The sequence below is a fragment of the Muricauda sp. SCSIO 64092 genome (assembly GCF_023016285.1).
Lineage (GTDB): Bacteria > Bacteroidota > Bacteroidia > Flavobacteriales > Flavobacteriaceae > Croceivirga.
Genome location: NZ_CP095413.1, coordinates 5,287,886 through 5,308,032 on the forward strand (window position 1 = coordinate 5,287,886; position 20,147 = coordinate 5,308,032).

Below are 20,147 nucleotides of genomic sequence, written 5' to 3' on the forward strand. Positions count from 1 at the left end.
TACCATTTTGATTGATGATGGTACAAATATCATAGTGGACTTCCAATCAAAAAAATGCAATGTAGTGGATCGTACCGTTGGTGTAGTGAATTGTACAATCCACGAAATGAGGATGGTTATTCCGAAAGTCCGGCGATTGAAATCAACTCCAACTTTCTGAACTCTACTTCAGCACCTTCTGCTTGTAGCGCTATTTTCCCTTCCTTGGCCGTGGCATTAAAACCATGATTTACCAGGTCGCCATTGACCCAAACCTTGATTTCATTCCCAAAACATTCAACAGTCAAGGAATTCCATTCTCCCAAGGGGAAAAGCAATGGGATACGCCTCATTTTTTAAACCGATTCAGGATTTTAAGGGTTTTCTTGGTATTGATAAAATAAACGCCCGTAAGGAGAATGATAGCGGCAACAATGGATTGCACACTGATTTGTTCATTTAAAAAATACCAGCCCAACACCATGGCAACAATGGGGTTTACATAGGTATTTGTGGCCACTTTTTCCGGAGAAACCACCCGTAATAGGAAATTAAATGAGGTAAATGCCACAATACTGCCAAAAATGATTAAAAGTACCATGGACCATTGCACCCCGTCTGACCACGTTGTGGGGGACGACCACGGTTCATTAAAGGCAAAACTGATGATAAACAATAACACCCCACCAGTCAGCATTTGATAGCCCGTATTTACAAAATAGTTTTTGGGTAGATCGGCCTTGGCCACAAACAAACTTCCATAGGCCCAACTCAACATGGCACCAAAGATCATAAGCATCCCAAGAACGGCATTCTCCTGTCCCAGGATATTCCTTTGACTTACCAGTAGATAAATCCCCAACATCCCCAAAAACACGCCGAATAAGGACATAGGTTGGATTTTTTTGCCCTGTAGGATCCACATCATCAATAAAATGACCAAGGGTTGGGCGGATATTTCCAGGGCGGCAAAATTGCTGTCCACAAATTTTAATGCCCAAACCACTACCCCATTGCCAAAGCTGAGGAACAAAAAGCCCAGGAATACCGAATTCCAAAATTGTTTTTTGGAGACCTTTATCGATTTTCCACTTAATAGCGCCATGCCAAAGATCAAGATACCGGCGGTAACAAAACGTATCCCTGCCAAAAAGAAAGGAGGGATTTCCTGAACCGCTATTTTGTTCAGCAAATAGGTGGAGCCCCAAATCACGTAGATGGCAAAGAACGCTAAAATAATGAGCGTGGTCTTTTTCTTTTCCTGCATTGATTAAAAGAAATGGCTATGGAATTCAATATTACGCCTAATAATTAAATTTTGGAGCAATAGTATTGAAAAGCTTGTTGGATTTCGATGGAATTGCGATTAGTCTATAGGGGGAAATAAGAATCTTTTATATGTATCATTTAGAAGGTACACCACAATGAGATTGCCTCTTTTTTATTATTGTTGATTGTGCCTTGTAGCTGTAAAGCTCAAGATATAGAACTAATTAATTTACCAACCAAAAAGACCATCTCCAGTCAACGGATATGGATATGAAGGCCTTGGTGGAAAGTAGAAAAACACTTTTAAAAAATACGGATTACATCATTCCAGGTGATGGAAAGATGTTTAAAGCAGGGGACAACCTCCGCCCTTAAACTAAGGTAGTTCCCCGGACCCGGCCGTGCTTTAGCTCCACTTTGTTACCGGACAAGGTTTGTCCGTTGGCCATTTTCCTTTCCAGGATTTTCCCTGCCCCGATCCCCTGTGGCATCATCCCAGTTGAATGCGGTGCGAATGGGCTATGTAACCCTGATAATCGCCCAACCATCCCCCTGAACTTTCGCTTGTTACATTAGGTTTTTGATTCAACCCCCAGTGCTTGAAATTCGCGGCCACTAACTCTTTTGCCGTACATGCACACTTCAACCAGAATACTTATTCCAGCGTATACTATTCTATCCCCATTTTTCAGCGCTATGGGATATCACCAAGGGAAAACCCCTATCCATAAAAGCTATCCCAGCCCAATGCCATACGCAGACCCTTGTTGCTGCCCTTTCCCATATCCTGATTTTGGGGACAAGAATCGATATAAAGAGATGGTTGCTAGCAACGAGGCATCCACCACCTTTTCAATGGACGCCTATGAAAGGTAACACCTACCCCCCGAATGCAAATCCTACCGTAAAAGGAAACATTCCTACCGAAGAAATCAGGGCCAATTTTTCAGTTCCCAAACCTGATAGTATTTTCAGAGCGGGGAGTGGACCAAAATCCTCTAGCACTGGTTTTAAAAATGCCATCAAAAAGTTTAATGGGGATTTTCCTGTTGGCTACATTCCCTTTAAAATAAACAATACGCTTCCTTCTGGAAATTATGGAATCCCCGACCAGGATCCGTTCCACCTTTTCGATACCGGCCCTTGGGATGTCCCTCCAATTCCCTTTTTCGTCCCCAATTCAACCGATTTCAACACTTTTTTTGGTCATACTATTATAGTAAAATTAAGATTTGCCAAAGGCAATCTTCTGAGTTGTGGATGTAGCGAAATCCATATTGGGTGGTATTCTCCATGGAGCAATCCAGTAAGCTCTTTCAGCTATAAGACTGAAAATGAAATGGTATATAACATAAGAAAATGAAAAGAACACTTCTAGTGATTAGCCTGCTATGCTTTGGCATAAGACCCTACGCACAGGGTTTGCCCAAGGTAATCCCCCCGACCCCTGATGTTGCCGCATTGGGTCAATTTGGAGAATATCCAGTAGCAACAAATTACGGTACCGTACCGGTATCGATACCCCTATTTGAACTCACGTCTGGGGATATTACCGTACCGGTGTACATAGCCTACCATACAGGGGGCATTAAGGTGAACCAAGAGGCCACGTCCATTGGTCTCGGGTGGAGCTTGAACGCCGGGGGCACTATCTCCAAATCGGTGCGAGGAGCAGATGACAGGAGTAAGAAACGTGACCTTCAAACCAAAAACACAAGCTTTTTGTTCGATGGTTCGGCCACTTTGAACAATTACTATAATGTGAAGCCGACATTGGCCTATGAAGATGGCAACCACGAGGTCTTCTTTTTGGACTATCGTATTGTGGGCCAAGAGGTGGACGGCCAATCCGATGTCTATTTTTTCAACTTTATGGACCGTTCGGGAAAATTCGTCTTCAAGGGCGGCGGCACCAATGATGTATTGATATATCCGGTACAACAGAACCTCAAGTTCGATTTCAAGAAAAATGTAAGGAGCAACCTTTTGCCGGGGGCCGGTTACATGGACGGTTTTCATGTGACCGGGGACAACGGGCTGGAATATTGGTTCTACGACCAGGAAAGTGTACTACATACAAGTCCTACGAACGTGACCCATAAAACGGCCACGGCATGGAACCTTTCACAGATCCATTCCATGACCTCGGACAGTTATATATTGTTCGACTACGATGATTTTGATTATTCGAAGTGGAACTACAGTTACTACAACGATTATGACCCTACCATTAATGCAGGCAGGATTCCGAGCTTTTTCACACAGGCCATTTCCTCCAATTATTTTCATAGGGTCAACTCGACTTCGGTAGATTACCAGACCAAGGCCCTAAAAGAGATCCGGGCCTATGACCATAATGACGTTGGTGGGGCCAAATTGGTACTGGAGACGGCCGAGGACCGGGAAGACCAAATGGCGAACCGGGGCTTCCGTTATAAGTCCATTACCCTTTTCGATAAATATGGGCAACAGATCAAAAAGGCCATTTTCCACCATTCCTATTTCAATGCCAAGAACGGTTATGTCGAGAGTTTTGCCAACAACCTACAGGGAAAAAAACGGATGCGCCTTGATTCGGTAACCATTATCGGAAAGACCGATGTAGTGAAGCAGGTCTACCGTTTTGAATATCACAGCGAAAAACTGCCCCATATCAATTCTCTGGAAAGGGACTATTGGGGCTATTACAATGGCAGGGACGCACAAAAAATACTGCCTTCCGCACCATATACCAGCTATAACGGCGCAGATTTGAATTCGCACCCGGACCGGATACTGGCGGGCAGTCTCAAACGCGTATATTATCCTACAGGAGGTTATACGGAATTTGAGTTTGAGGCCAATGAAGTGCGTGCCAGTAGCACGACCATGCCGATTACCGAGCCAATCACCAAAATCTACTCAGAATCGGGCATCTGCCAAGGAAACCATAATGCGTACATATACCGCGAAGTTGATGTGACAGGGGTTGTCAATTTATCGGTCGACGTGACCATCAACTTCCCCAATATCCCCGCCAACGCTTTTGGGGGCACGCACCCCAAAGACGTGGTTTCCGGAAATTTTGTGACCATTCGCGGGGCAGGTAGTACGGCCATAACCGTCGATGGGACCGGATACTATCTGGACGCTGGTTTCTATAAGCATGACCCCGTTACCGTTCAAAACCAAACTTTTGTAAACCAGAATACCGGCAGCCAAGATCTGATCTTGGTCAGTTATAGATATATCTGCAGCAATGATGGGTTCAATGCCTATGGTCCCCAGATACGGATAAATTATGACAGGCTCTATGGTGGTAGTGGGCAACAGTTCTTCAACGCTCCTGCCGGGGGATTGCGCATCAAAAAAATTACCAATAGGACCGAAAACGGTATCGCACAAATCAAAGAATATGGTTATACCCACGGAAATGGCAACAGTACCGGAACCTTTGTGCACACAGGTGGCCTGCCCACGCAATCATACACAAAACAGGAATTTTGGGGAGGTGCCACTCCAGGTGCACAGGGCAGCAAACGCAATATTATAAGGGTGTTTGACCGCTCGTTGTACGATCTGAATATTTCCGGCAGCACCGTTTGTTACGGGAAGGTCACCGAGACACTTAAGAACGGCAGTGGCCAGACCTTGGGGAGAACGGAATATCGGTATGGTACCACAAGGAACAGCAACTCGGCCGCTTTGGGCTTTCCCTTTGCACCCTTACAGGACAAAGGCCATAAACGTAGCTTGAAGTCCAAAAGGGTGTACAATGCCAGCAACGACCTGGTATATAAGGACACTATTGTGGATACCTATACCGGTCTGCAAGAGGCCAAGCAGTTACTGGTCAGGGGACTTTTGACCCATAGGTCAAATGGCATGGGGACGGAATTTTTTGATGAGCAAAAAGCAGCATTATGGGAATATGATTGGTCTAAAATTACAGTTAATTACTACAATGGCGGCGGTTTTTCCGATGGCTTTGGTGCCAATCCCAACATTAAAAACCATTACAGCATCATAAATGAGTATATGAGCAGTAGCCAGGTGACTACCACACGCTACGATACGGATGGCAATAACCCCAATGTAACGGTAACGACCAACACCTATGGCAACTCCGCACACTTACAGGTGACCAGTTCGGATATCAGGGACTCAAGCGGTGATGGGTCAAGGACCAAGATGCATTACCCTGACGATATTGGCACCGCGTTGACCGTAGGGGGCAATCTTGATGCCACGGACGCTTCCGTAATTGGGCTTTTGCGCGGCGACAATAGGAAAACCATACCCATACAGACCGAGATTTATGAGTTGGAGGGCCTTTTGCCTACCGTAAAGTTGGTTTCGGTACAGCGCAACCTGTACGGTTCCTTTGGCGGCATGCTCCTGCCAAAGAACGTACAGACCGCGAAGGGCAATGACAACGTTGAACCGCGTATTGTCCATTATGGTTATGACGCGCAGGGCAATCCACAGGAAGTCTCCAGGGAAGATGGTGCACACCGCTATTACATCTGGGGGTACAACAAACAATATCCCATTGCCAAGCTCGAAAACTTTACCTCGTCCGATGCCGCAACGGTACAGGCGTTGATCAATGCTGCGGTCATCGCTTCGGATGCCGATAATGACAACTGCAGTGATTCTTCCTGTAAAGAGCAACAACTTAGGAATGCCCTGAAAGCTATAAGAAACCACTCCGTAGCTTCAAAGGCAATGGTGACCACCTACACCTACGACCCTTTAGTGGGGGTGACGAGCATGACCGACCCAAAGGGCTATGCCATTTTTTATGAGTATGATGATTTTAACCGCCTTAAATCCGTCAAGGATGCCGATAACAACCTGGTGACTGACTATGAGTATCATTACAAAAACTGACGGTTTCGACATTTGGCCATTATATCACTTTTAAAAGACCCCTTATCCCTTCCCCACAACCTAAAAACTTAGTGAACCTATGAAAAGACCGTTTCAACCACAATCACCCGTCATGGGCCATTTTACAAAATGGGCCTGGGCAAGAATGGGGCTGTTGGCCCTGTCCCTTATTTCCATGACCGTTCCCCAACAGCTGGGGGGCCAGACCATCAGCGGCCCCACAACGGTAGTTGAGGGAACGACCCATACGTATTATCTGAATTATTCAGGAGCGGTAAGCAACACTTCCTGGGTGAAGCCCAGTGGGAGCACCATATTGAGTTCATCCACTTTTAGTGTCCGATTGCGCTTTAACAGTGCCGGCACAGACTTTTTAAGAGTTGGTTTCAACAGTGGTGGGTCACCCCAATATACGGGGCTGCAAATTACAGTGACCCCTGCCGCCCCGGGGATGCCCCCGACACCCACGGTCACCAAACATTGTGGCCGTACCCAACTGATCAGGGCAAACCCACCTTCTGGGGTGACCTATTACTGGCAGGGATCCGGTTCGGGCACCAGCACCTCCAACTCGGGAAAGACCCTTAACCGTACCACTGGTACGGTATACTATCTCAGGGGAAGGAACAACGGTACGGGCCTTTGGGGCCCTTCCCGTTCGGTCAACTACAGCATAACTACGTTGCCCCCGCAGCCCCCGACACCAACTGTGACCAACAACTGCGGCAACAGTGAACTGACCCGTTCGGGGAGCCCACCAAAGGGGATCACGTGGTACTGGCAGGATACCGCAGGGGGCGTGAGCACATTGAACTCCAAAATTTCAGCAACGCGCAGCAGTGGTACGGTATACTACCTCAGGGCAAGGAGCCGCAGTGGCTGTTGGAGCACGGCACGGGCGGTAAGCTATAGTGTAAAATCCGTTCCCGGCCAGCCGCCAGTGCCATCATCGATCGCGAACTGCGGAACCACCACCCTGGTACGTGCCGACCCGCCCAGTGGTGTTACCTATTATTGGCAGGGATCCGGTTCGGGCACCAGCACCTCCAACGCGGGAAAGACCCTTAACCGTACCAGTGGGACGGTATACTATCTCAGGGCCAGGCACAACAGTTCGGGCTGTTGGGGCCCTTCCCGTACGGTGACCTATAGCGTAAAGACGATGCCCGCGCAGCCATCGGCACCCAGCGTGGCCAACAACTGTGGCAGCAGTGTACTTACCCGTTCGGGGAGCCCACCGGCCAACACGACCTGGTACTGGCAGGGCAGCGCATCGGGGACCAGCACCTCAAATTCCAATGGTTCCATTACCCGCACCTCCAGCAATGTTTACTACCTCAGGGCCAGGCACAACGTTTCTGGCTGTTGGGGCCCTTCCCGTACGGTAAGCTATAACATAAAAGCGGTGCCCACGCAGCCATCAGTACCGAGCGTGACCAACAACTGCGGTAGCAGTGTGCTGACCCGTGGCACTCCCCCCAGTGGGACCACCTGGTACTGGCAGGGCAGCGCATCGGGGACCAGTACATCAAATTCCAATGGTTCCATTACCCGTACCAGTGGCACGGTATACTACCTAAGGGGAAGGCACAACATTTCGGGCTGTTGGGGCCCTTCCCGGACGGTAAGCTATAGCATAAATACGGTGCCCGCGCAGCCATCGGCACCCAGCGTGACCAACAACTGTGGCAACAGTGTACTGACCCGTGGCAACCCCCCCAGTGGGACCACCTGGTACTGGCAGGGCAGCGCATCGGGGACCAGTACATCAAATTCCAATGGTTCCATTACCCGTACCTCCGGCACAGTATATTACCTCCGGGCCAGGAACAACAGTACGGGCTGTTGGGGCCCGGCCCGGGCGGTAAGCTATAGCATAAAAGCGGTTCCCCCACAGCCATCATACCCGAGTGTGACCAACAACTGCGACAACAGTGTACTTACCCGTTCGGGTAGTCCACCGGCCAATACCACCTGGTACTGGCAGGGCAGCGCATCGGGGACCAGCACTTCAAATTCCAATGGTTCCATTACCCGTACCTCCGGCACGGTATACTACCTTAGGGCAAGGAACAACAGTTCGGGCTGTTGGGCCCCGGCACTGTCGATCAACTACACCATCAACAAGGGGGCGGTTTGGTATGCCGATACCGATGGGGACGGCTTTGGGGATCCGACCAACAGCATCCAGGCCTGTTCCCGGCCCACGGGCTATGTGGAGAACGGGGATGACAGGAACGTTTCGGTGGCCGGTGCCCATTTTGGGACAACGGGTCCCGCCCCGGGTTCCGGCGCCTATGCCCCCGTGACCAAAAGCAATGAGAACTATATCCATACCCGGAGCTACCAAACCGCTTTAAAGGAAGGTGACCCCATAGGCCTGAACAGTGACGTGATCGAAGGGATCACCTACTTTGATGGACTGGGCCGTGGCAAGCAGCAGGTGGCCATCAAGGGGTCCGGGAGGGAGGCCCAAAAGCTTATCCATGCCTCAAATGTGCCCGGATGGTCCATGGACTGGACCCCGGGAAGTGGCGGTACCGCCTTCTTCAACCAGAACGGCAGTACCGTGGAGAACCAAAGGATCAACGGCTCCGATCCCCATGGGGCCATATCGTTGTTATGGGAATGCGGCAATGAGGCCGACAACCATGCCGATGGGGGTTGGAACACCGATTATTTTGCGGTGGACAAAAATGCGGCCTACCGGTATACGGTCTGGGTAAAACGTACACATTCCCAGAATGGCAGTACCTACCATGGCACCCAGAACGTGAACAACCTTAATGGCTCTGCCAACGGTAATCCCTATTTCTGGTCCGGGGACTTGCCGCAATTGGATACCTGGTACCTTTTGGTGGGCATCGTACACCCGGTGGGCCATTCCGGTGGCGACAGTGGGATGAGCGGAGTCTACGACCTACAGGGCAACAAGGTAATCGACGGTACCGAATATACCTGGAGCTCTACGACCACCACCGCCAGGTTTCGGAGCTACCTCTACTATGCCACCGATGTGGGGGTACGGCAGTACTTCCATGATCCCGTGCTCCAGAAACTGGACGGTACCGAGGATGCCCTCGGGAACATCATCGCCGGGACCGCGTACAGTGAGGAGCTTAAGGACCTGGTCACCCATATGGGCTATGACGCCTATGGGCGACAGGCCAGGGAATGGCTGCCCCATAAAGCGGCCTCGGGCAGTTTTGGCAGTTTCCGGGGCACGGCGGAAACGGATACCGATAGCTATTATGTGGCCAATTATTCGGATGATATTGTATCGGCAACGCCCAATCCTTTTTCGGAAAGGGCCTTTGAGTCCTCGCCCCTGGACCGGGTATTGAAACAGGCCGCCCCCGGGTACGATTGGCGCATGGGCGGGGGACATGAAATTGAATTTGGTTATGCTACAAACGCGGCCAACGAGGTACGGAAGTACAAGGTCACCACCACCCTTGCCAACAGTACCTATACCCCCAGCCTGGTCGCCGATGGCCACTATACCGCCGGGACGCTCTATAGGACCACCACCTATGATGAAAACCACGCATCGACCTCAAAACTGCACAGCACGGAGGAGTTTACGGACCAACAGGGCCGTGTGGTGCTCAAGCGTACCTATGCCCTGGTGGGGAGTACCGAAACGGCCCATGATACCTATTATGTGTATGATGACTACGGGAACCTCACCTATGTGATCCCGCCCAAGGTGGTGACCGGTGATGGGGTGAGTGCCACGGAACTCGGTGAACTCTGCTACCAGTACAGATACGATTACCGCAACCGCTTGGTGGAAAAGAAACTCCCCGGTAAGGGTACGGCAAGTACCTGGGAAGAGATTGTGTACAACAAACTGGACCAACCGATCATGACCCGGGATCCCAACCTAAGGGTGCAGGGAAAATGGCGCTTTACCAAATACGATGCTTTTGGCAGGGTGGCCTATACCGGAATGGTAAGTAGCACCAGTAATAGGGCCAGCCTGCAAACAGCGGCAAACAATGCTACTGCCCAGTACGAATCCCGCCAGACAAGCTCCCCTACCCTGGCAGACGAAAAGGTACTGTATTCCAATAGCGCCTACCCCAATACACTTGCTATGGAGATCCATACGGTAAACTATTACGATAGCTATGCGGATACCGATGGCCTTAGCGTACCCACAACGGTTCTGGGGCAAACCAAGGCCAGCAACGTAAAGGGCCTTGCCACGGTAAGCAAGGTACGGGTGCTGGACCCCTCGGCAACCGCAGGGCAGGCCGACTGGATCACGACCATCACCGGTTACGATGTCAAGGGCAGGCCCATCTATACCGCCAGCAAGAACGGGTACCTGAACACGACCGATATTGTGGAGACTCAACTGGACTTTGGGGGCAAGGTGGTACGGACCAGGACCTCCCATACCAGGGGGACCAATGCGGCCCTGGTCACCACGGATAATTTTAGCTATGACCATAGGGGCCGGTTGGTAAAGCAGGAGCAGACCATAGGCTCGCATACCGAGACCATCGTGGAGAACCACTACGATGACCTGGGCCGGTTGGCACAAAAAAAGGTGGGCGGTGGTTCGACAGGCTCACCAACCGCGCTACAGGAGGTGGACTATAGGTACAATGTTCGTGGGTGGCTCAAGTCCATAAACAACGGAACCGCCGCGGGCGGTGACCTTTGGGGGATGGAGATTGCCTACAACGACCCTACCAATTTTGGGGGCAACGAGAACCCAATGGCACTCTTTAACGGCAACATCTCGCAGGTTCAATGGAAGACGGCGAGCCCCAACAATACGGGCAACCTTGTCAGTGAACGATACTCGTTCGGTTATGATGCGCTGAACCGGCTTACCAGTGCCAGGGACAATACGATCCGTTATAATATGACCGCTCTGTACGATAAGAACGGTAACATTACCGAACTGAACAGAAATGGCCATACCAATCCCGCAGCGACCACCTTCGGTGCAATGGACATGTTGGGTTATAGTTATGATGCCGGTAACAAGCTGACCAAGGTTTTGGACAGTGGGAACAAAACCTATGGCTTTAAGGATGGCAACACCGATGGCCATGACTATTGGTACGATGCCAACGGGAATATGGTGCGTGACCTCAACAAGGGCATAGGGACCGCCAGTGTGGACGGGATAAGCTATAATCACTTAAACCTTCCCACCAGTGTTGTGATCAATAATGCACAACATAACGGTACAATTTCCTATATTTATGATGCCACTGGGGTTAAACTAAAAAAGACTGTGGGAAGTACTACTACAGAATATGCTGGCAACTACATCTATGAGAATAATGCCCTACAGTTCTTTGGCCACCCAGAGGGCTATGTGAGTGTGGAAAACAACGGATATCGGTATGTGTACCAATATAAAGACCATTTGGGCAACGTACGTCTGTCCTATGCCGATGATCCGAGTAACCCAGGGCAGCCTATAATCATGGAGGAGAACAACTACTACCCATTCGGAATGTTCCACGAGGGATATAACAATGTGGTAAATGGTGTTGAGAACAATTACAAGACGTTCCAAGACCAAGAGTTTACCGAGGACCTTGGGTTAAACGTACACGAATTCGCCTTTAGAACTTATGACCCAGCAATCGGAAGATTTTGGAGTGTTGACCCTGTTGCCGATAGCTATCCACACAACGGAACCTACAATTTTTCTGAAAACAGGGTTGTTGATGGTATTGAACTTGAAGGTTTGGAGTATGTATCACGTATTCATATTATGGATGGAGATGAACATATTGCGACTTTAGATATTAGTTATTATCAAATGTCGGAGGAGCAAATTGAAGCTGCAGGAGGTACATATCAAGGTCTTGACAATGCAGCTTCCTATGGGCCAGAAGGGAAAGGGGTAAAGCATACTTATTTCAATGTGGCTGATGGTAACAAAAGTGAAAGATGGGATTTTAGGGATGATAGCACTCGTCATGGTCTTTATTCGGGAGCAGGTGCTATTACAGATTGGGCAGGCAATGACGATTTTTCATTTCAACCAGTTGATTTAGCTGATGCCATAGCTAAAGAGCATGATAGAGATTATGCAAATGTGGCAAGTTCTAACTATAAAGGATTTGTAGAAGATACAAGAACATTAGCTGCTGATGATCTTATGGTAGATAGGGTTAATAGTGTATTAACTTCGTCAGCACCATTAGCAAGACAGTATGGATTAGAAACACCTTTTAGGGGTGGTTTTTCAGGAGAGATGTATAGAGCCTTAGCGGGCCAGAGTTTATTTATTGGAACATTAGCAAACTACAAGGGTTGGAAATCTACTAGGATGCAAAGTTTAGGTTTAAGTCCAGATAAGCCACAGGATATGGCGAAAGTGTCTATTCTGAATACAGGAGATTTTTTAAGATACTCTGCTAATAGTGGTGTAGGCAGAGCTGCTATTATTCGTGCTGCTGAGAGCAAAAGGTTAGAAAATAAGTAATTATGCTAAAAATATTTAAATTCTTATTTGTTGTAATTACTACTTTGACTATTAGCAGTTGTAACAAAATAAAAATAACTAAAGAGTATATTGAAAATGACTATTGGAATAGTCAAAACAATGCCATCCAAATTACCAAGATGAAAGTTATAGACAGTACATTGAATGTTCTGTCTTCAGATTTTGAAATTGAACCTAATCATTGGAATATTGTAGATAAAATTGAAATTGATACTTCCTTTTATGCTTCATACTCTGGCTTAAATGACATTTATCCAAATAAATCTAAACTTAAAGGCAAAGTTTATTTCAACAAGGATAATGGTTGGAAATGGCTATATAAGAGTTCCTTATACCCAAATCAAGAAGGATTAAATTGGTCGTCAAAAGCACAAGAAGAAGTAACTATCGGTGAATTAGAAAATAACACATGGTATAGATTTTCTGGGTTAAAGATGAATACTAAATTCTATATATATGTTTATGTAGATGAAAATGGAAGTACACATAATTTTGGGGTAAATCTATCCAATTACTGAAACCAGTTATAATAGATTATTTGAGCCACTTTCGGGTGGTTTTTTTGCGAGTTGTTTTTGGATGTCCTTTTGGAATACGCCCCCCCCAGCTAGCGCGAGGGTCACTATACCGCCGGGACGCTCTATAGGACCACCACCTATGATGAAAACCACGCTTCGACCTCAAAACTGCACAGCACGGAGGAGTTTACCGACAAACAGGGCCGCGTAATCTTAAAGCGCACCTACGCCCTGGTCGAGAGCACCGAAACGGCCCACGACACCTACTATGTGTACGACGATTTTGGAAACCTGACCTATACCCTCCCGCCCAAGGTGGTGACCGGTGACGGGGTGAGTGCCACGGAGCTCAGTGAACTGTGCTACCAGTACACCTACGACCACCGCAACCGCCTGGTGGAAAAGAAAGTGCCGGGCAAGGGTTGGGAAGAAATCGTGTACAACAAACTGGACCGGCCCATCCTGACCCGGGATCCGAACCTCAAGGCCAATGACCAATGGCTGTTTACCAAGTACGATGCCTTTGGGCGGGTGGCCTATACCGGACTGGTAAGCTCCACAAGTTCCCGGAGCGCCCACCAGACCGCGGCGGATCAGGTGGCCGCCCAGTACGAATCGCCATCGGCCACACCCACCAAGTTTGAGTCCAATACCGTTTCGGTGCACTACGGAAACGGTGCCTATCCCAAAACGGACCTCTCCAAGATCCACACCATAAACCATTACGACGGCTATGTGGACGCCAATGGCCTTAGCGTTCCCACCAAGGTGCTGGAGCAGGCCACGGCCACCAATACCAGGGGCCTGGCCACGGTGGGCAAGGTACGGGTGCTGGGCACCTCCAATTGGATTACTACAATCACCGGTTATGATGTCAAGGGCAGGCCCATCTATACGGCCAGCAAGAACGGGTACCTGAACACGACCGATATTGTGGAGACCCAGCTGGACTTTGGGGGCAAGGTGGTACGGACCAAGACCTCCCATACCAGGGGGACCAATGCGGCCCTGGTCACTACGGATAGTCTTAGCTATGACCATAGGGGCCGGTTGCTGAAACAAGAGCAGACCATAGGCTCGCATACCGAAACGATTGTGGAGAACGGCTATGATGACCTGGGCCAGTTGGTAAGCAAAAAGGTGGGCGGGGGCCTGCAGGACGTTAACTATGGCTATAATGTTAGGGGGTGGCTTACGGACATCAACGATGTGGGTAACACCGCCAAATTGTTTAATTTTAGGATTGGTTACAACCAAGGGACCAATCCATTGTACAACGGCAATATCAGCCGGACCCAATGGAGGACGGCCAATAGTGACGACAGTTCTTTGAAATCCTATGACTATACCTATGATGCACTGAACCGCATCATAAGCGCAGCGGACAATACAGGGAACTATAGTCTGGCCAACGTCACCTATGACAAGAATGGAAACATAGGCAAATTGAAGCGTTTGGGCTGGACCGTTGAAAGTCCTTCCTTGGTCCTAAATACAGGTTTTGGTACCATGGACGACCTGGTCTATACCTACGACAATGGCAACAAGCTCACCAAGGTGCTGGACAATGGGAACGACACCTATGGCTTTACGGACAGCTCGGCCAACAATCAGGACTATTGGTACGATGCCAACGGCAACATGACGTCCGACCTCAATAAGGGGATTGCGGCCAACGGTATCGAGTACAACCATCTCAACATGCCCACCAAGATAACCGTGAGCAATGCAGGAGCCAACAACGGTGTTGTTGACTACGTATACGCTGCCGATAGGACGAAGCTCCAGAAGAGGACGACCCAAGGGGGCAATGTCACGACCACGGACTACAATGGCAACTATGTTTACGAAAACGGTAACCTGAAACAGATTACGCAGCCCGAAGGTTATATCGAACCTGATGGAGGTTCTTGGCAGTATGTCTACCGTTATGCCGACATCTGGGGCAACACCCGTATCACCTACGCTGATGACAATGGGGATGGAAGCGTGGACAGTTCCGAAATCAGGAGGGAGCAGAACTACTACCCCTTCGGCATGGAACACAAGGGCTACAACAGCGGTTCCTACGGTGTGGAGAACAACTTGAAGACCTATCAGGGACAGGATTTCATGGAAGATCTTGGACTCAATATCCATGAGTGGAAATACCGTGTCAGCGACCCATCTATAGGCAGGTTTTGGCAAGTAGATCCCAAGGCAAGCAACTATCCTTATAATGCGGTTTATGCCTTTCAGGAGAACAAGTTGGGATCTGGCATCGAACTGGAAGGTGCGGAGAACCATGTGTTCAACAGAGATCCCTTATTGAACCAGTCTTTCAATACCTTGACGACAGGGGAAACATCACCTGAGGATTTGCTCAATACCAGTAAAGATATTATTGCAGCGGATACTGCTGCTGCTTCGTTATTCTTACCAGGGCCGGAGGATTTGGTCATAGGTGCGTTCGTTGCAACGAAAATTGGTGGTGCAGTACTGAAAGGACTTTCCAAACTTTTTGGTAGGTCAGTTTCGAAAGCAGATGATGCTATCGAAGTAGCAAGTGACGTCAAAAAAGTAAATAAAAATGCTAATGACGCAGAGGGTAACTTTGTTTTATATGAAGTTAAACAAAGTGATGAAATATTAAAGGTCGGCAAAGCGGATGCTGATGATGTGATGGCAGATGGCACTACTATCAGAAGAGTACATACAAGTACAAGGAAAGCCAAAAAAGAGGGATATGAGAATGCCACTGGAGAAGTTGTTGAAGATTTAGGGACTACTACAACCAAGAAAGCTAAACAAGCAGAAGCGGCTAGAGTAAGGAACCTTAGAGAAAATGGTAATGAATTACCTTTGAACAGAGAAAGAGACAAGTCTTATAAGCCTAACAATGGAAGCTAATCAAATATGAAGGTAACGATAACACATATTTCGAACGTAATTGACTTTTTAAATAAAGGATTCGATACAGTAGATATTGACAAATCTATTTTAAAAGAGATACAGCTACTAATAAATAATCTTGAGCTTAAAAAATTAGTTGATTGGGAATTAGAGTTCGTAGCATCCTATGTAAAGGCAGATGAAATTAGGATTTTTAATAAAATACCTATTGATAAGGAAGAGAAATTAAAATCAGTTATAATACATGTGCCTATTCCATTACAAGATAAGGTTGAATGGGGTGTTTTGCCCAATCAACATATTTCAAGAACAGGAAATAAACCGTTAAAGAATGTTGAATACCTGAATATTGATTGTAAGGATTATGACAATCGTAAAGATTATGTCAGAGAATGTATAAATAAGGGGATTCATCGTAGCCTAGAACTTGGATTCTCAATAGATGGTACTAAAGTGAAAACTAAATAGGAAATCAAAGGGAGAGAAAAGCCAGCACCATCCGTGTTGGCTTTTTTATTGCCCACCCGCTCACCGCTAGTCCCACTGGTGCGCGATTAGCTTAGCATATCGCGTTCCCAGAACCTGCAGCAAAAAGGGTATACCGCCCTGGACGGTAGCGGACAGGTCACCTCATTCTCCGGTACCATGGACATTCTGGATTACGATTACCATAACGGTGAGGTAAGCAACCGCCTTTATAAAGTGAACGATACGGGCAGCAATACTTACGGTTTTAAGAACAGCTCGGCCAACAACCAGGACTATTGGTACGATGCCAACGGCAATATGGTCCGTGACCTGAACAAGGGCATTGGGACGTCCAGTGTGGATGGGATAAGCTATAACCACCTGAACCTGCCCACAGAAGTAAAGTTTGACAACAATAACAACAAAAAGATCAGCTATATTTACGATGCCCTTGGAACGAAACTAAAGAAAATGACCTATAACAACGGTGTTTCGACCACGACCGATTATGCGGGCAATTACATTTATGAGAACAATGCCCTACAGTTTTCCCCCCATCCGGAAGGCTATGTGATGCCCAATAGCAGTGGGGGCTATGACTATGTCTACCAGTATAGGGACCATTTGGGCAACATACGGCTGTCCTATACGGATGATCCGAGTAACCCGGGTACGCCAACGATTATTGAAGAGAACAACTATTATCCCTTTGGGCTTAAACATAAAGGGTACAATAGTAATGTAAGTTCATTGGGGAACAGTGTGGCCCAACGTTGGAAGTTTGGTGGTAAGGAATATCAAGAAGAACTTGATCTTAACTGGTACGATATAACGGCTCGAAATTATGATCCAGCTTTAGGGCGCTGGATGAACCTTGACCCCTTGGCCGAACAGATGAGAAGGCACTCACCGTATAATTTTTCATTCAACAATCCGATTTACTTCCAAGATTATGATGGAATGTCCCCGACAGGTTGCTGTGGAAATCCAAGTCCTATTCCTACTTATGGCGTTAGAATAACAATGGGACTGATAAATGCTGGAAGAAAGTTCTTGGGAATGGATCCTATTAGAGTTGAAGGGTCAGGTGTAGATAGGAGCAGTGGTGACGGTTACGAATTTGAAACAGATAGCGGGGAACAATCAGGAGTCCAAGATTTAATCACCAAAACAGATGGAAACACGGATAAGGTAAACGTAACTGGGCTAGAAGCTTTAACGATTATTGCTGGCGGCAAAAAAGGAAGTAAGGGCGATGGTATGACAACAGCGAAGAATCCTAATAAAAAGAATGCCGCCAGTTCATTTGGTGATGGTGCTGATAGAGCAAGTGATGTTGGTAATTCAGCCGATGCTGTTGATGCCTCTGGGGGCAATTCAATGGAAACAGCGAATAAATCAGAACCTGATACAACAATGACCATAACAACGTATAGTGTAGGTGAATCAGGGACCAACGATTTAGGGAGTCCATATGTTTATGAAATACCGAATACCAGAGACACAACTGTTTCCAAAGACCAAGTGAAAAATGTGAACAAGAGCGTCAGCTCTCAAAATGAGCAAACAAAAAAGAAAGTAGATGAAATTCTTTTAGGCAATGGTAGTAATTAATTTATTGAAACAATCCAAAGAGGCAATAATATTAGCGGTCTGTGCTGTGATGCTATCTTCTTGTCAGGAGAAGACACACTTTGTAAAACGTCATTATTATCCTTCAGGGGAATTGCTCTCAGAGGTTCCATATAGAATAGCCGATAGTGTAAAGGATGGCACCTACAAAGATTTTTATAAGAATGGACAGTTAAAACAGGTCATTCAGATTAAGGATGGGGTTCCTGTAGATTCAGCCCTAAAATATTATGAGACTGGCGAACTCCATTACAAGGAAATCAGAGCTAAAGATAGTATCTATGGGATATACTTCTATAAAAATGGAAATATGGCAGCGAAAAACAATTTTTTAGATACAGACCCTCCCCAGCAAGTTGGAATGTCCCACATATACTCAGAAGAAGGAAATGTTAAGGATAGCATGGGGTATGTTAATATTGGAGGGAAAAGCCACCTAAATACTAGGTATCATCACAATGATTTAGGTGAAGTTGTTCTTGACAGCAGTTACTTTTACAAGTTCAAAATCAGTAGAATCAACAATACGGACCGTTATCGTCTAAAGATTGATTATGTTCCTTCAATGAAAGAGGCCCAGATAGCTATGGTCATCGGAGAAGATCTCGCAGAGGATTTTAGTAATCTGAACAATGTTCGGTTGGACACGATTGTAATGGACGGAAACAGTATCGTTACCGACAATTTGAAAAAACCAAATAGAAGACTAAAGGGCTTCTTTTACGAGTATCTCAGTAAAGTAAAGGATACTGTTGGTAAGGATAGCATAAAAATGGAAATAATGGAGAAGAAAACGTTTTTTAACGAAAATGTAAAAGTCTCCGACACCATAGACATATCGGACAAAGGGTAGAAAACCAAATTAGGGCGTGGTTGCTTCAAAAGCTATTTTGACTTAACTGTTCGGTTATTCTTTTATCCCATTTTTCGACTTCTTTATCAATGGTGCCATTATCTGTTTCAGCATCAAAGGCTCTCTGTACTTTCTCAGAAAGTCTGAAGAAGTGTTCCACCACCTCATATTTTTGGTCATATGAGTAGAAAATCATCTTGTCCAAACTATCCTGGGCACCTCTGATATAGATTTCCATTATATCTAGATGTCGTTTCTCATGCTGCAATGTGCGTTCTAACAATTTATTATCCACATCTGTGTTGTTGAATTGAAAGGTGTCAATCCATGAATGGTTCTTACGGTCCGAAGCAAACAGAATGGCGGGCGGGTAGTTATAGACCCTGCTGATAGCACCTCCAACAGTTGGATTGACAATGGCTACTGTATCGTTTTCCATGTTCTTTTTTATCTTAAAGTGCGATAAATCCAAAGGCTCTTCCGACCAAAAATAGCGATGGCTCTTTCTGAGCTTATATAAAGTCCTATCAGGAAAAACAAAACATAGAAAATTGATGGTTAGCAGTGCCCAAAAAACAATTCTAAAATCTCTGGAAAGATTATGTTTTTTGAGTAAAAAGGCCAATATGCACATGGCCACTATGGGAAACATCAAGTTGTAATGCTCAAACCTAAACTTGACCACAACGACAAATGTTGTAAACAACAATAGTGGCACCAAAGCTTTTTTGGGGATATTGGACTTAGCTCTAGGAGCGGATGGATGAACTGGCTCACTCAATATCTTGGAGTACAGTCTTTAGGGTGACCGTGAACTCACGTTTAGCGACCAAGGCACCCAATACGTTGAACCGGATTTTCTTTGTCATGGCAATGTATATCTAGTGTAAATTTAAACAATAATGACTTACATTGTAGTGAACTCTTTGCCTTTAGGATAAACTACAACGACCCCCAGAATTTTGGGGTGGAGGAGAACTCTACTGCACTTTTTAACGGGAACATCTCCCAGATTATATGGAAGACGGCCAGTACATATGCAAGTGGTCACCCTGTAAGTTAAAGGTACTCGTTCGGCTATGATGGACTGAACCGCATCATAAGCGCAGCGGACAATACGGGCAAGTTCAACGTATCCGGCATCATCTATGACAAGAATGGTAACATAGGCAAATTGAAG

Annotated in this window: 11 protein-coding genes; 8 read left to right on the forward strand and 3 right to left on the reverse strand. The window is 46.9% G+C overall.

Annotation, left to right across the window (positions count from 1 at the left end):
* Positions 1–116 precede the first annotated feature (116 nt).
* Positions 117–332, reverse strand: coding sequence for a DUF1080 domain-containing protein (locus tag L0P88_RS22095; protein WP_247132049.1), 216 nt, complete (start codon positions 330–332; stop codon positions 117–119).
* Positions 329–1,246, reverse strand: a complete 918-nt coding sequence (locus tag L0P88_RS22100; protein WP_247132050.1) for an EamA family transporter — start codon at positions 1,244–1,246, stop codon at positions 329–331. The genes L0P88_RS22095 and L0P88_RS22100 overlap by 4 nt, the downstream gene beginning before the upstream one ends.
* Before the next feature lie 867 nt (positions 1,247–2,113).
* Between L0P88_RS22100 and L0P88_RS22105 the strand changes: the two genes are divergently transcribed.
* The 8 genes from L0P88_RS22105 to L0P88_RS22140 all read left to right on the forward strand — a co-directional run bounded on the left by L0P88_RS22105 (position 2,114) and on the right by L0P88_RS22140 (position 18,967).
* Positions 2,114–2,611, forward strand: coding sequence for a hypothetical protein (locus L0P88_RS22105; RefSeq protein WP_247132051.1), 498 nt, complete (start codon positions 2,114–2,116; stop codon positions 2,609–2,611).
* Entirely contained in the window at positions 2,608–6,120 is a 3,513-nt protein-coding gene (locus L0P88_RS22110; RefSeq protein ID WP_247132053.1) for a hypothetical protein, read from the forward strand. The genes L0P88_RS22105 and L0P88_RS22110 overlap by 4 nt, the downstream gene beginning before the upstream one ends.
* Before the next feature lie 79 nt (positions 6,121–6,199).
* Entirely contained in the window at positions 6,200–12,583 is a 6,384-nt protein-coding gene (locus tag L0P88_RS22115; RefSeq protein WP_247132054.1) for a DUF6443 domain-containing protein, read from the forward strand.
* Between the two features lie 2 nt (positions 12,584–12,585).
* Complete coding sequence (locus tag L0P88_RS22120) at positions 12,586–13,122, forward strand: hypothetical protein (protein ID WP_247132055.1); 537 nt, start codon at positions 12,586–12,588, stop codon at positions 13,120–13,122.
* Between the two features lie 270 nt (positions 13,123–13,392).
* Complete coding sequence (locus tag L0P88_RS22125) at positions 13,393–16,011, forward strand: hypothetical protein (protein ID WP_247132057.1); 2,619 nt, start codon at positions 13,393–13,395, stop codon at positions 16,009–16,011.
* A gap of 6 nt (positions 16,012–16,017) precedes the next feature.
* Positions 16,018–16,482 carry an Imm9 family immunity protein gene (gene imm9 / locus L0P88_RS22130; protein ID WP_247132058.1) on the forward strand — a complete coding sequence of 155 codons (465 nt, stop codon included), beginning with the start codon at positions 16,018–16,020 and terminating at the stop codon, positions 16,480–16,482.
* 177 nt (positions 16,483–16,659) lie between these two features.
* Complete coding sequence (locus L0P88_RS22135; RefSeq protein ID WP_247132059.1) at positions 16,660–18,096, forward strand: RHS repeat domain-containing protein; 1,437 nt, start codon at positions 16,660–16,662, stop codon at positions 18,094–18,096.
* Positions 18,083–18,967, forward strand: a complete 885-nt coding sequence (locus tag L0P88_RS22140) for a toxin-antitoxin system YwqK family antitoxin (RefSeq protein WP_247132060.1) — start codon at positions 18,083–18,085, stop codon at positions 18,965–18,967. Before L0P88_RS22135 ends, L0P88_RS22140 begins: the two co-directional genes overlap by 14 nt.
* Before the next feature lie 25 nt (positions 18,968–18,992).
* Here L0P88_RS22140 and L0P88_RS22145 read toward each other — a convergent pair whose 3' ends face one another.
* Entirely contained in the window at positions 18,993–19,685 is a 693-nt protein-coding gene (locus tag L0P88_RS22145; protein ID WP_247132062.1) for a hypothetical protein, read from the reverse strand.
* Between the last annotated feature and the right edge of the window lie 462 nt (positions 19,686–20,147).